Annotated in this window: 13 protein-coding genes; all 13 read right to left on the bottom strand. The window is 63.9% G+C overall.

What is annotated here, in order from left to right; genetic code table 11:
• Positions 1 to 49 precede the first annotated feature (49 nt).
• Genes J6497_RS25970 through nuoE form a run of 13 tightly spaced genes read right to left on the bottom strand, consistent with a single transcriptional unit; the run spans position 50 to position 14376 of the window.
• Positions 50 to 1720, bottom strand: coding sequence for a ribonuclease J (locus J6497_RS25970; protein ID WP_225707118.1), 1671 nt, complete (start codon positions 1718 to 1720; stop codon positions 50 to 52).
• Entirely contained in the window at positions 1720 to 2532 is an 813-nt protein-coding gene (locus J6497_RS25965) for a biotin--[acetyl-CoA-carboxylase] ligase (RefSeq protein WP_225707117.1), read from the bottom strand. The genes J6497_RS25970 and J6497_RS25965 overlap by 1 nt, the downstream gene beginning before the upstream one ends.
• Complete coding sequence (nuoN, locus tag J6497_RS25960; RefSeq protein ID WP_225707116.1) at positions 2533 to 3969, bottom strand: NADH-quinone oxidoreductase subunit NuoN; 1437 nt, start codon at positions 3967 to 3969, stop codon at positions 2533 to 2535.
• Between the two features lie 11 nt (positions 3970 to 3980).
• Positions 3981 to 5495, bottom strand: a complete 1515-nt coding sequence (locus tag J6497_RS25955; RefSeq protein WP_225707115.1) for an NADH-quinone oxidoreductase subunit M — start codon at positions 5493 to 5495, stop codon at positions 3981 to 3983.
• Complete coding sequence (gene nuoL / locus J6497_RS25950) at positions 5495 to 7594, bottom strand: NADH-quinone oxidoreductase subunit L (RefSeq protein WP_225707114.1); 2100 nt, start codon at positions 7592 to 7594, stop codon at positions 5495 to 5497. Before nuoL ends, J6497_RS25955 begins: the two co-directional genes overlap by 1 nt.
• Before the next feature lie 7 nt (positions 7595 to 7601).
• Positions 7602 to 7910 (bottom strand): NADH-quinone oxidoreductase subunit NuoK, encoded by a 309-nt coding sequence (gene nuoK, locus J6497_RS25945; RefSeq protein ID WP_225707113.1) that lies wholly within the window; start codon positions 7908 to 7910, stop codon positions 7602 to 7604.
• Positions 7907 to 8545 carry an NADH-quinone oxidoreductase subunit J gene (locus J6497_RS25940; protein WP_225707112.1) on the bottom strand — a complete coding sequence of 213 codons (639 nt, stop codon included), beginning with the start codon at positions 8543 to 8545 and terminating at the stop codon, positions 7907 to 7909. Before J6497_RS25940 ends, nuoK begins: the two co-directional genes overlap by 4 nt.
• Positions 8546 to 8554: 9 nt before the next feature.
• A complete protein-coding gene (gene nuoI / locus J6497_RS25935) occupies positions 8555 to 9043 on the bottom strand; it encodes an NADH-quinone oxidoreductase subunit NuoI (RefSeq protein ID WP_027575308.1) in 489 nt (162 codons plus the stop codon).
• Between the two features lie 7 nt (positions 9044 to 9050).
• Positions 9051 to 10121 (bottom strand): NADH-quinone oxidoreductase subunit NuoH, encoded by a 1071-nt coding sequence (gene nuoH / locus J6497_RS25930; protein ID WP_225707111.1) that lies wholly within the window; start codon positions 10119 to 10121, stop codon positions 9051 to 9053.
• 10 nt (positions 10122 to 10131) lie between these two features.
• On the bottom strand, positions 10132 to 12207 hold the full coding sequence (gene nuoG / locus J6497_RS25925) for an NADH-quinone oxidoreductase subunit NuoG (RefSeq protein WP_225707110.1): 2076 nt from the start codon (positions 12205 to 12207) through the stop codon (positions 10132 to 10134).
• 6 nt (positions 12208 to 12213) lie between these two features.
• The gene (nuoF, locus tag J6497_RS25920; RefSeq protein ID WP_225707109.1) at positions 12214 to 13539 is read right to left on the bottom strand and encodes an NADH-quinone oxidoreductase subunit NuoF; all 1326 of its coding nucleotides are present in this window, start codon (positions 13537 to 13539) and stop codon (positions 12214 to 12216) included.
• Positions 13540 to 13558: 19 nt separating this feature from the next.
• Positions 13559 to 13723: a hypothetical protein gene (locus J6497_RS25915; RefSeq protein ID WP_376708272.1), complete on the bottom strand. Its 165-nt coding sequence runs from the start codon at positions 13721 to 13723 to the stop codon at positions 13559 to 13561.
• 41 nt (positions 13724 to 13764) lie between these two features.
• Positions 13765 to 14376, bottom strand: a complete 612-nt coding sequence (gene nuoE / locus J6497_RS25910; RefSeq protein WP_225707107.1) for an NADH-quinone oxidoreductase subunit NuoE — start codon at positions 14374 to 14376, stop codon at positions 13765 to 13767.
• Position 14377 lies beyond the last annotated feature (1 nt).

The following is a 14377-nucleotide window of genomic DNA, read 5'->3' as shown; positions in this document are numbered from 1 at the left end:
GTATCTCTCCCTCGCAGTTGCGCCTGTTCTTATCGCGCCTGTACAGGCGTCAGACCGTCAGCACGTGAACAAGGCAGATCGGCTTCTTGCCCCAGTGCTCATTCACGGTTGCTCGCACCGCGCGGCGCACGGATTCCGCCACCGAATCCGGGTCGCGCCGGCGCGCGCGCGGCAGGCTTTCCACGGTCGATACCACCACATCGAACACGATGTCGTCGAGCACCTCGCCCGCGGCATTTTTTTCGGGCACGCCGACCAGGTCGACCTCCGGATCCTCGGCCAGTTCGCCCTGCTGTGTCATGGCGATCGCAACGAAGGCGCAGCCGGCGAACCCCATCCGTCGCCGCTCGACCACGGCGCGCGACTTGGCGTCCTCCAGAATGATGCCGTCCTTGTAGAGGCGCCCCGAGGGCAGCTCGGCGATGATCCCGGGCTCGCCGGGCCCGAGCTTGACCAGGTCGCCGTTGCGGCACTCGATGACTTTCGGCACGCCGGCGGCACGCGCAAGCTTGGCATGCTCGTGCAGATGCAGCGCCTCTCCATGCACGGGGATGAGAACCTGCGGCCGCACCCAGGACAGCATGTCGCGCAGCTCGTCGCGGCGCGGATGGCCGGAGACGTGGACGAGACAGTCGCGGTCGGTGACGATCTCGATCCCCTGCTCTACCAGGTCGTTGATGATCGAGCCGACCGCCTTCTCATTGCCGGGAATGGTGCGGGACGAGAAGATCACGCAATCGCCCTTGTTGAGCGTGATCTCCGGATGATCGTCCTTGGCGATCCGTGCCAGTGCCGCCCGCGGCTCACCCTGGCTGCCAGTGCAGATCGCCAGCACCTTGTCCGCCGGGAAATGACCGTAGAGATCGGGCCCGCGGAAATTCTGCACGCCATCGAGGTAGCCGGTCTCGCGCGCGACCTGAACCACGCGATCCATGGCGCGGCCAACCACCACCACCTCGCGGTCCGCCGCCCGCGCCGCATCGGCGACCGCCTTGATACGCGCGACGTTGGAAGCGAAGGTAGTCACTGCGACGCGGCCCTTGGCGCCCTTCACGAGCTCGGCGATGGTCTTCGACACCTCGGCTTCCGAGGGCGAACGCCCGTCGCGCACGGCGTTGGTGGAATCGCCGATCAGCGCCAGCACACCGGCGTCGCCAAGTTCGCGCAAGCGCTTCTCATCGGTCGGCAGACCTACGGTCGGCGTCGGATCGAGTTTCCAGTCGCCGGTGTGCAAGACCGTGCCGACCTCGGTGTGGATCGCGAGCGCATGCGACTCAGGGATAGAATGCGCGACCGGGATGAATTCGACATTGAACGGGCCGATATCGACACGGCCGCCGGAAGGCACCACGGTGACCGGAATTTTCGGCGGGTTGCGCTCGGCGGCGCATTTTGCCTCGAACAGCGCCGCACTGAACTTCGTCGCGTAGATCTTGCACTGCAGCTTTGGCCAGAGATCGATGATGGCGCCGAAATGGTCCTCATGGGCGTGCGTCAGCACGAGGCCCATCAGGTTCTGCTGTTCCTTCTCCAGGAACGAGATGTCAGGCATGATCAGGTCGATGCCGGGCAGATGCTCCTCGTCGCCGAAGGAGACGCCGAGATCGACCGCGAGCCACGATCGCTGGTGGCGGTTGCCGAGCCCATAGATCGACAGGTTCATGCCGATCTCTCCGACGCCGCCGAGCGGCGCAAAGGTCAATTCATCCGGCCGCGCCATCAGGCCGATCCCACTGAGGCCGCTGTACCGAAATAGACCTCGCCTGCGGTTATGGGAACGTGCTTGCCGTCGGGCAGCCGGATAATCATGCAACCTGTCTCATCGATGGTGTCGAACGTGCCTTCGAGAATAGCGTTCGCCGTCCGGATCGCCACCTGCTCACCCAGCCGGGCGGCACGTTTGAGCCAGAGCCTCCGGATTTCCGGAAAGCCGCGACCATTGTTCCAGATTTCGCGGAATTCCACCCAGGCCTCCGAAAGCGCGGTAAACAGCTCCTCGGCGCTGATATGGACGCCAAGGGCGGCCAGCGAGGTCGCGGGCGTCGGCGTGCCCTCCGGTGCCCCCACGACATTAGTGCCGATGCCGACCACGACTGCAAGGTCGCCGTCGGCGACGATCTCAGCTTCGAGCAGGATGCCGGCGAGCTTCTTGTCCCCGGCCAGGACATCGTTCGGCCATTTCAGCGAGAACTTCAGCGCATCCGCCGCGCCCAAACGCAGCGCTGTCTCGACGCTGATTTTTTGCAACGCGGCCTCCAGCGACAGCCCGGCGGCAAAGCCGAGCGTCGCCGCAACCGCGGGCGGCACGTCCATCACCTCGAGGATGCTGCTGGCGAGATTGCCGCGCGGCGCGATCCATGTCCGCTGCCGTCGGCCGCGCCCCGCCGTCTGCTCCGGCGTGACGAACCAGATCGGCCCCCGCTCGCCTTCGCGGGCGCGGGTTAGAGCTTCCGCATTGGTCGAACCGATCTGATCGAAGGCGGCGAGCCGGTAACCGGCGGAAGTGGCGCGCTGACCAAGCGTGAATGGCATCTAAAACAGCGACTTCGCCGCGGCGGTCGCAACGCTGACCAGCGGCCCCGGATAGGCGAAGAAGAAGATGTTGAAGAGGCCCGCGACCGCCAGCACCCCGCGCAATTCGATCCGGACCGGGTCAAGCTTGCCGACCGGCTCGTCGAAATACATCGTCTTGATGATGGCGAGATAGTAGTAGGCGCCCACCACGCTGGTGAGCACGCCGATGACGGCGAGCGTGAACAGGTTGGCCTTGATCGCGGCGACGAACACGTACCACTTGGCGAAGAAGCCCGCGAGCGGCGGAATACCGGCGAGCGAGAACAACAGCATCGCAAAGAAGAACGCGAGCAACGGATTGGTGCGCGACAGCCCAGCAAAATCACTGATCTGCTCGACCGCCTGCCCGTCACGCTTCATTGCGAGGATGATTGCGAACGAGCCGAGCGTCATCGCGACATAGATCGCGATGTACATCAGTACGCCCTGCGCACCTTCCACCGTGCCGGCGGCGAGCCCGACCAGCGCAAAGCCCATGTGGCCGATCGAGGAGTAGGCCATCAGGCGCTTGATGTTCTTCTGTCCGATCGCGGCAAACGAGCCGAGCGCCATCGAAGCGATGGAGACGAACACCAGGATCTGCTGCCATTGCGGCACGATGCCGGGGAACGCGGTCAGCGTCGCACGCGTGAACACGGCGAGCGCCGCGACCTTCGGTGCGGAAGCGAAGAAAGCCGTGACCGGCGTCGGCGCACCCTCATAGACGTCGGGCGTCCACATGTGGAACGGCACTGCCGAGACCTTGAAGCAGAGGCCGGCGAGCAGGAACACCAGCCCGAACACGATGCCGGGGCTGCCGGTCGTGGCCGCCGCCGCGATGCCGGCGAAGCTGACGGTGCCGGTGAAGCCGTAGATCAGCGAGGCGCCGTAGAGCAGCATGCCCGAGGACAGCGCGCCGAGCACGAAATATTTCAGGCCGGCCTCGGTCGACTTGGCATTGTCGCGGTGGCTGGCGGCGACGACGTAGAGCGCAAGGCTCATCAGCTCGAGCCCGAGATAGAGCGAGATCAGGTCGCCGGCCGAAATCAGCACCATCATGCCGAGGGTGGAGAGCAGCACCAGGATCGGATATTCGAAGATGCGGCGTGACGGATCGGACAGGAATTCCGTCGACAAGATCAGGGTTACCGCCGATCCGATCAGCGCGAGTATCTTCAGGAAGCGGGCAAAGTCGTCGACGATGAAGCTGCCGCCGAAGGTGACGAGCTTGCCGGACGGCAGCATCAGTACGAGCACACCGGTGAGGACCAGGAGCAAGGTCGCCAGCGTGGTCACGAGCCGGGTCGTCCCCTGCCCGCGATAGGCCCCGATCATCAACAGCACCATCGCGCCGACCGCGAGCACGAGCTCGGGCAGCACCGGCTGCAACTGATAACCTGCACTCGAAAAGCTCATGGGCTAAGGCCTTATTGAACCGCCAGCGCGGCTGCCTTCACGGCAGTCACGGCGGTGTTGTAGTTGTTGACGAGCTGCTGCACAGATGCCTCGGACATGTCGAGCACCGGCTTCGGATAGACGCCGAACAGGATCGTCAGCGCCACCAGCGGGAACAGGATCAGGCATTCGCGCGCCGTCAGGTCCTTGATGCTCATCAGGGACGGCTTGACCAGCGTGCCGAATACCACCTTGCGATAGAGCCACAACGCGTAGGCCGCCGACAGGATCACGCCGGTGGTGGCAAGCACCGTGGTCGGCAGCGATACCTTGAACGTGCCGATGAGCGTCATGAATTCGCCGATAAAGCCGCTAGTCCCGGGCAGGCCGACATTGGCCATGGTGAAGACCATGAACACCAGCGCATAGAGCGGCATGCGGTTCACCAGGCCACCATAGGCGGCGATCTCGCGGGTGTGCATGCGATCGTAGACAATGCCGACGCAGAGGAACAGCGCGCCCGAGACGATGCCATGCGAGATCATCTGGAACACACCGCCGGCAACGCCCTGCATGGTGCCGGCGAAAATGCCCATGGTGACGAAGCCCATATGTGCGACCGACGAATAGGCGATCAGCTTCTTGATGTCCTCCTGCATCAAGGCCACGAGCGAGGTGTAGATGATGGCGATGACGGACAGCGTGAAGATCAGCGGCGCGAAGTCGTGCGAGGCCAGCGGGAACATCGGCAGCGAAAAGCGCAGGAACCCGTAGCCGCCCATCTTCAGGAGGATTGCCGCCAGGATCACCGAGCCCGCGGTCGGCGCTTCGACGTGGGCATCAGGCAGCCAGGTGTGCACCGGCCACATCGGCATCTTCACGGCGAAGGAGGCGAAGAAGGCAAGCCAGGCCCACTTCTGCAAGTTGTGCGGCACCGCCGTATGCAACAGGGTCGGAATGTCGGTCGTGCCCGCGTTCCAGTACAGCGCCATGATGGCGAGCAGCATCAGCACCGAGCCGAGCAGCGTGTAGAGGAAGAACTTGAAGGAGGCATAGACCCGGCGCGGGCCGCCCCAGACGCCGATAATCAGGAACATCGGGATCAGGCCGCCTTCGAAGAACAGGTAGAACAGCACGAGGTCGAGCGCCGAGAAGGTGCCGACCATCAGCGTTTCCAGAATCAGGAACGCCATCATGTATTCGCTCACGCGCTGCGTGACCGATCTCCAGCTCGCGATGATGCAGAACGGCATCACCGCGGTGGTCAGGATCACCAGCGGCAGCGAGATGCCGTCGACGCCCATGTGATAGTTGATTCCGGTGGCGAGCCACGACGTCTTCTCGACGAACTGGAAATCGGCGCTTGCCGGATCGAACCGCGCCACCAGGATCAGCGAGATCAGGAAGGTGATCAGCGTGGTCCACAGCGAAATCCAGCGGGCGTTGCGGTTCGCCGCTTCGTCCCCGCCGCGCGCGAGTAGATAGACCAGCAGCGCACCGAGCGCCGGCAGGAAAGTGACAACGGAAAGGATGGGCCAGGTCGTCATTACTGGCCTCCCAGGCCGAACATGAACCAGGTGATCAGGCCGGCGACCCCGATCAGCATGGCGAAGGCGTAGTGGTAGAGGTAGCCGGTCTGGATCTTCACGGCGTTGCGGGCGACGTCGAGCACACGCGCCGACACGCCATCCGGCCCGAAGCCGTCGATGATGGCGCCGTCACCCTTCTTCCAGAGGATGTAGCCGATCCACTTCGCGGGCCGCACGAAGATCAGATCGTACAGCTCGTCGAAATACCACTTGTTGAGCAGGAACTGGTAGAGCATCGGCTGCTGCTTGGCGAGTTCAACCGGCAGGTAGGGCCGGCTGATGTAGAAGAGATACGAGATCAGGAAGCCCAACACCATCATGACGGTCGGCAGGAAGGCGATCGTCTCGGGGATGTGGTGCATCTCCTCGATGATGTGCGGGTTCATCTTCACGGACTCGCGGAAGAACTCCTCGATGCCGTGGCCCGCGAACAATTCCTTGAACGGGAAACCGGCGAGGAAGGAGCCGACCGCGAGCACGCCGATCGGGATCAGCATCCAGATCGGGCTCTCATGCGCGGCCTCGTAGTGCTCCTCGTCATGCGGCGTGCCGTGGAAGGTCTTGAAGATCAGGCGCCAGGAATAGAACGAGGTCAGGAGCGCGGCGACCACCGTCAGCAGGAAGCCGTAGAACGCGAACGGATTGTGCGAGGCGTAGGCTGACTCGATGATCGCGTCTTTGGAGAAGTAGCCGGCGGTCAGCGGGAAGCCGGTCAGCGCGAGCGTGCCCACCACCATCACCGCGTAGGTATAGGGGATCTTCCGCCACAGCCCGCCCATGTTGCGGATGTCCTGCTCGTGATGCATCGCGTAGATCACCGAGCCGGAGCCCAAGAACAGCAATGCCTTGAAGAAGGCGTGGGTGAACAGGTGGAACATGCCGACCGAATAGGCCCCCGCTCCCATCGCCACGAACATGTAGCCGAGCTGGGAACAGGTCGAATAGGCGACGATGCGCTTGATGTCGTTCTGCACGAGGCCGATGGTCGCGGCGAAGAACGCCGTGGTCGCGCCAATAAACATCACCACGGCCTGCGCGTTCGGCGCCAGCTCGAACAGCGGCGACAGCCGCGCCACCATGAAGACGCCGGCGGTCACCATGGTCGCGGCGTGGATCAAGGCCGAGACCGGGGTCGGGCCTTCCATCGCGTCCGGCAACCAGGTGTGCAGCAGGAACTGCGCGGATTTGCCCATCGCGCCCATGAATAGCAGGAGGCAGGTCAGCGTCAGCGCATCGACATGCCAGCCGAAGAAATTGATGGTCTTGCCGGTCAGGCCGCCGGCCCCGCCGAAGATGGTGTCGAAATCGGTCGAGCCGATCAGCGCGAAGATCGCAAAAATGCCCAGCGCGAAACCGAAATCGCCGACGCGGTTGACGATGAAGGCCTTGATCGCGGCGGCATTGGCCGACGGTTTCTGGTACCAGAAGCCGATCAAGAGGTAGCTCGCCAGGCCCACGCCTTCCCAGCCGAAGAACAGCTGCACCAGATTGTCCGACGTCACCAGCATCAGCATCGCGAAGGTGAACAGCGACAAATAGCCGAAGAAGCGTGGCCGGTTCGGATCCTCGTCCATGTAGCCGATGGAATAGAGGTGCACGAGCGAGGACACGGTGTTGACAACGACGAGCATGACCGCGGTCAGCGTGTCGATCCGCAGTGCCCAGGAGACCTGCAGGTCGCCCGAGGTGATCCAGGGCAACAGCGTGACGCGGGCGTCGTGGTGCAGGAAGCCGACGTCAACCAGCGCGAACCAGGACAGCGCAGCCGAGACGAACAGCAGCCCGGTCGTGATCAGTTCGGCCGCGCGGGAGCCGACGGCCGGCGGCTCGGTCACGTGGTGGTCATCATGGCCATGGGCGTCGTGTCCGTCAGGCTCGTGGTGCGAGGCATGGATCACGCCGGTATCTTCGTTGATGGGCGTGGTGCCGTGCCCATGTCCGTCATTGTGATGCTCGACGGTGTCGCCGCTCGGATTGCGTCCATGCGCGCCGACGATCGCAATCAGGCCGGCAAGAATGGCGCCGAGCAGCGGCAGAAAGACGATTGCCTGGTACATCGGCGCGTTAGCCCTTCATCAGATTGACGTCTTCAACCGCGATCGAACCGCGGTTGCGGAAGTAGACCACCAGCACGGCAAGCCCGATCGCGGCCTCCGCAGCCGCGACGGTGAGCACCAGGAGCGCGAACACCTGGCCGACGATGTCGCCGAGGAAGGTCGAAAACGCCACCAGGTTGATGTTGACCGAGAGCAGGATCAGTTCGATCGACATCAGGATGACGATGATGTTCTTGCGGTTCAGGAATATGCCGAGGATCCCGAGCGTGAATAGGACCGCAGCGACCGCGAGGTAATGTCCGAGCCCGATCGTCATTGCACCCACTCCGCCGCATCAGCATCCTGCAGCCCCTGCCCAGTCGGCACTTTGCGCAGCGCCATCGCCATTTCCGGCGTGCGCGCGTTCTGCACGGTGATGTCCTGCCGCTTGATGTATGCCTTATGGCGCAGCGTCAGCACGATGGCGCCGATCATCGCGACCAGCAGCACGAGGCCGGCGAGCTGGAAGTAAAAGATGTACTTCGTATAGAGCACGAGCCCGAGCGCCTCGGTATTGGAGACATTGGTCGGAATCGCCGCCGTGATCGTCTTGGTGACGGCCGGATTGATCACCCAGGCGCCGACTATCAGCAGAAGCTCGAACATGAAGATGCCGCCGATCACGAGGCCTACCGGCAGGTACTCGATGAAGCCCTCGCGGAGCTCGCTGAAATCGACGTCGAGCATCATGATCACGAACAGGAACAGCACCGCGACCGCGCCGACATAGACGACGATCAGGATCATCGCCAGGAACTCGGCGCCCATTAGCACGAACAGGCCCGACGCGTTGACGAAGGCCAGGATCAGATACAGCACGGAATGCACAGGGTTGCGCGAGACAACCACCATCACCGCCGACGCCACGCAGACCGCGGCGAACAGGTAGAAGAACAATGCGGGAAGGATCATGCCCTCACCTCAGCGGTACGGCGCGTCGAGCTCGATCGCCTTTGCGATCTCGCGCTCCCAGCGGTCGCCATTGGCGAGCAGCTTGGCCTTGTCATAGTAGAGTTCCTCGCGTGTCTCGGTCGCGAATTCGAAGTTCGGTCCCTCGACGATGGCATCGACCGGGCAAGCCTCCTGGCACAGGCCGCAATAGATGCACTTCACCATGTCGATGTCGTAGCGCACGGTGCGGCGGGTACCGTCGTTGCGGCGCGGGCCGGCCTCGATCGTGATCGCCTGCGCCGGACAGATCGCCTCGCACAGCTTGCAGGCAATGCAGCGCTCCTCGCCGTTCGGATAGCGGCGCAGCGCATGCTCGCCGCGGAAGCGCGGCGAGATCGGATTCTTCTCGAAGGGATAGTTGATGGTCGGCTTCGGCTGGAAGAAATAACGCATGGCGAGGAAGAACGCCGAGACGAATTCCGAGAGCAGAAGCGAGCGGGCTGTTGCGTTGATATTCATGACGGCCTCACTTCGGTGCGATGCCGGCGAACTGGAGCACACCGGCAACGACCACCACCATCGCCAGCGACAACGGCAGGAACACCTTCCAGCCAAGCCGCATCAGTTGATCGTAGCGGTAGCGCGGCACGATCGCCTTCGCCATCGCGAACAGGAAGAACATGAAGAAGACTTTCAGCGCGAACCAGATCACGCCGGGGATCCAGGTGAACGGCGGCAGCGCCACCGGCGGCAACCAGCCGCCGAGAAACAAGATCGTCGCCATCGCGCACATCGTGGTGATCGCGACGTACTCGCCAAGCATGAACAGCAGATACGGCGTCGAGCCGTATTCGACCATGAAGCCGGCGACCAGCTCGGATTCCGCTTCCACGAGGTCGAACGGCGGGCGGTTGGTTTCGGCCAGCGCGGAGACGTAGAACACCACGAACATCGGCAGCAGCGGCCACACATACCAGTTCAGGATGGTGAGTTGCGGCAGACCGATCAGGCTGGCGAACCCGCGGCTGTTCTGCGCTTCGACCACCGCGGAGAGATTGAGCGAGCCAGCGCAGAGCAGCACGGTGATGATCACGAAGCCGATCGAGACTTCGTAGGACACCATCTGCGCCGCGGAGCGGAGCGCGGCAAGGAACGGGTATTTCGAGTTCGACGACCAGCCGGCCATGATGATGCCGTAGATCGACAGCGAGGAGATCGCGAAGATGTAGAGGATGCCGACGTTGATGTCGGAGATCACCCAGCCGAAATCCATCGGGATCACCGCCCAGGCGGCGAGCGCGAGCACGCAAGACACCAGCGGCGCCAGCAGGAACACGCCCTTGTTGGCGCTGGCCGGGATCGTCGGCTCCTTCAGCACGAACTTCAGGAGGTCGGCGAAGGATTGCAATAATCCGAAGGGGCCCACCACATTGGGGCCGCGGCGGATCTGCACCGCCGCCCAGATCTTGCGGTCGGCGAGCAGGATGTAGGCGATCGCGATCAGGAGCACGACGAGCAACAGCACGCTCTGCGCCAACATCACGATCAGCGGCCAGAGGAAACCAGTCCAGAACGAGCTTGCGAAGAAATCAGACATCAGGTCACGCTCACTCCGCTGCCGTCAGCATCCGCGCCGACGCCAGGCGCGAACATTCCGCCATCACGGCGGACGCCCGGGCGATCGGGTTGGTCAGGTAGAAGTCTTCGACCGGGCTCTTGAACACCGCCTTGTCGACGGTTCCGCCCCTCGACGCAAGCGCCTTGATATCGTCGGCCTTGCCGGGCTCGATCTGGTCGATCCGCATCAGATGCGGCACCGCCCTGAACAGCGCCTGCCGCAAGGCGGCCAGCGAATCGTACGGCAGCTTCTTGCCGAGCACGTCCGAGAGCGCGCGGATGATCGCCCAGTCCTCGCGCGCTTCCCCGGGCGGGAACGCGGCGCGGGCCGCCATCTGCGCCCTGCCCTCCGTATTGACGTAGATGCCGGACTTCTCGGTGTAGGCCGCACCCGGCAGGATCACGTCGGCGCGGTGCGCGCCGCGGTCGCCGTGGGTGCCGATATAGACGACGAACGTCCCATCCGGCACCTTGATCTCGTCGGCGCCGAGCAGGAACAGCCCATCGAGCGCGCCGGAGGTCGTCATCTGCGCTGCATTCAGGCCGCCGGCGCTGGCCGCAAAACCGATATCGAGCGCGCCGACGCGGGAGGCGGTATCGTGCAGCACGCCGAACCCGTTCCAGCCATCCTTCAGCGCGCCAAAGTCAGCCGCAAGCTTCGCCGCCTGCGCCAGCACCGCCGCGCCGTCATGGCGCGCGAACGCGCCGGCGCCCACCAGCACGACCGGGTGCTTGGCATTCCTCAGCACGTCGGCGAAGGAATGCTTGCCGGCTGCGAGTGAAGCGAGCGTCTCCGGTCCAGCGCCAAGATAGTCATAGTCATAGGTGAGGTCCGCTTTCGGGCCGATCACGCCGATCTTGAGCTGGCCGGTGCGCCAGCGCTTGCGGATGCGGGCGTTGACGATCGCGGCTTCCTTGCGCGGGGTCGAGCCGATGATGAGAAGCGCATCCGCCTGCTCGATCCCTGATATCGTCGGGTTGAAGATGTAGCTGCCGCGGCCGGCCTTCGGATCGAAGGCATAGCCGCCCTGCACGGCAAGGTTCGACGAGCCGTATTTCGCCAGCAGCTCCTTCAGCGCGAACATCTCCTCGACTGCGGCAAGGTCGCCGGCGATCGCGCCGATCCGCTTGCCGTCGATGCGACCGGCCTTGGCGGCGATCGCCGCAAAGGCTTCCTGCCATGAGGCCGCGCGGAGCTGGCCGTTCTCGCGGATATAGGGCCGGTCGAGCCGCTGCACCCGCAGGCCATCGACGATGTGACGGGTCTTGTCGGAGATCCACTCCTCGTTCACGGCCTCGTTGATGCGCGGCAGGATCCGCATCACCTCGCGGCCGCGGGTATCGACCCGGATCGCGGAGCCGACGCCGTCCATGATGTCGATCGACTGGGTCTTGTTGAGCTCCCAGGGCCGCGCCACGAAAGCATAGGGTTTCGAGGTCAGCGCGCCTACCGGGCAGATGTCGACTAGATTGCCCTGCAGTTCCGAACTCAGCGCCTGCTCCAGATAGGTCGTGATCTCCATGTCCTCGCCGCGGCCGGTCGCGCCCATCTCCGGCGTACCACACACCTCGGCGGAAAAACGGACGCAGCGCGTGCACTGGATGCAGCGGTTCATCGAGGTCTTGACCAGCGCGCCCAGATATTTGTCCTCGACCGCGCGCTTGTTCTCGGCAAAACGGCTGGTGTCGACGCCATAGCCCATCGCCTGGTCCTGCAGGTCGCACTCACCGCCCTGGTCGCAGATCGGGCAGTCCAGGGGATGGTTGATCAGCAGGAACTCCATCACGCCTTCGCGCGCCTTCTTCACCATCGGCGAACGGGTGGAGATTTCCGGCGGCTCGCCCTTGGGACCCGGACGGCAATCGCGCACACCCCAGGCGCAGCTTGCGACCGGCTTCGGGCCGCCCTTTATTTCGACGAGGCACATCCGGCAATTGCCGGCGATCGACAGCCGCTCGTGGTAGCAGAAGCGCGGGATTTCGGCGCCGGCGGCCTCGCACGCCTGCAGCAGCGTGTATTCCGGCGGCACATCGATCTCTTTGCCGTCGATGATCAGTTTGGTCATTTCCGTCTACTCCGCCGCCACCATGTGCTCGGGATCGCGTACCCCGACATCATCGACGTCAGCCTTGTGCGAATATTGGTCGATGCGCGCTTCGATCTCGTGACGGAAGTGCGCGATCAGGCCCTGGATCGGCCAGGCCGCGGCGTCGCCGAGCGCGCAGATGGTGTGACCCTCGACCTGCTTGGTGACCTCCAGCAGCATGTCGATCTCGCGCTTGTGCGCGCGGCCTTCGGCCATACGGGTTAACACCCGCCACATCCAGCCCGTTCCCTCGCGGCAGGGCGTGCACTGGCCGCAGCTCTCGTGCTTGTAGAAATAGGAGATGCGCGCGATCGCCCGGATCAGGTCGGTCGACTTGTCCATCACGATCACGGCCGCGGTGCCGAGGCCCGAGCGCAATTTGCTCAAGCTGTCGAAATCCATTGGCGTGTCGATGATCTGCTCGGCCGGCACCATGCGCACCGAGGAACCGCCGGGGATCACCGCCTTCAGATTGTCCCAGCCGCCGCGGATGCCGCCGCAGTGCTTTTCGATCAACTCGCGGAACGAGATCCCCATCGCCTCTTCGACGTTGCAGGGCCGCTCGACGTGACCGGAGATGCAGAACAGCTTCGTGCCGACATTGTTGGGCCGGCCGATCGCGGCAAACCAGGCCGCGCCACGGCGCAGGACGTCAGGCGCAACCGCGATCGACTCCACATTGTTGACGGTGGTCGGGCAGCCGAACAGGCCGACATTGGCCGGGAACGGCGGCTTCAGCCGCGGCTGGCCCTTCTTGCCCTCGAGGCTTTCCAGCAGCGCGGTCTCTTCGCCGCAGATATAGGCGCCCGCGCCATGCGCGACGTACAGATCGAACGGCCAGCCGTTGACGTTGTCCTTGCCGATCAGCCTGGCCTCATAGGCCTGGTCGATCGCAGCCTGCAGGTGTTCGCGCTCGCGGATGAATTCGCCGCGGACATAGATGTAGCAGGCATGCGCGCCCATCGCAAAGCTCGCGAGCAGGCAGCCCTCGACGAGCAGATGCGGATCGTGCCGCATGATCTCGCGGTCCTTGCAAGTGCCAGGCTCAGACTCATCGGCGTTGACCACGAGATAGCTCGGCCGGCCGTCGGTGGATTCCTTCGGCATGAACGACCATTTCAGGCCAGTCGGGAAACCGGCCCCGCCACGGCCGCGCAGGCCGGAAGCCTTCATCTCGTTGATGATCCAGTCGCGGCCCTTGTCGATGATCGCCTTGGTGCCATCCCAGGCGCCGCGGCGGCGCGCGCCCTCGAGCCCCCAATCGTGGAGGCCGTAGAGGTTCTTGAAGATGCGGTCCTTGTCGTCGAGCATGCCTAGAACTTTCCAAACATCAACGATTGGCCTGGGCGTAAGCGAGCCCTGCAGCGCATCCGCCGAAGGTCAGCGCCCACAACAGGCTGGATTCGAGCGAGGCGTTCAGCCCGTAGCGCTGCAGCAGGAAAATGAACACGGCGGCGACCGCCGCGTGGAGCGCGATGTAACGCCAGTTCTTCATCGCGACCTCCTTTCCCGCCCCCTGCCATGCGAGACCAGGCCTCATGTGGTTTCCTTCAGCGTGGTCGGCCCGCCCGCCGGCGCCGAGAACTGACGGTCGACCTGTGGGCCCGGCTTTGGCGGATTACCCGAGGCGAATCCATCGAGGACTTTGCCGAAGCTCTCCTTGGTCAGGTCCTCGTAGGTGTCCTTCCAGATCTGGACCATCGGCGCGTTCACACAGGCGCCCAGGCACTCCACCTCTTCCCAGCTGAAATTGCCGTCCTTCGACAACTCGAAGGGCTCGTGATTGATACGATGCTGACAGACCTCGATCAGGTCGCCGGCGCCGCGCAGACGGCACGGCGTGGTGCCGCAGACCTGGACATGCGCCTTCTTGCCGACCGGCTGCAGCTGGAACATCGTGTAGAACGTCGCGATCTCCAGCACGCGGATGTGGGGCATTTCGAGCAGGTCCGCAACAGTGCGGATCGCTGCTTCCGAAACCCAGCCCTCGTTCTGCTCCTGCGCCCGCCACAGAATAGCAATCACCGCGGAGGCCTGACGTCCCGGCGGATACTTCGCGATCTGCTGCTTGGCGAAAGCGAGATTCTCCTCCGTGAACGCAAAGCTCGCGGGCTGCAATTCTTTCGGGGCGAGGCGACGGACGGACATC

The sequence above is a fragment of the Bradyrhizobium cenepequi genome, from assembly GCF_020329485.1.
Classification (GTDB): domain Bacteria; phylum Pseudomonadota; class Alphaproteobacteria; order Rhizobiales; family Xanthobacteraceae; genus Bradyrhizobium; species Bradyrhizobium cenepequi.
The sequence above is the reverse complement of the archived record's forward strand: the minus strand, read 5'-3'. Positions and strand labels throughout refer to the sequence as shown.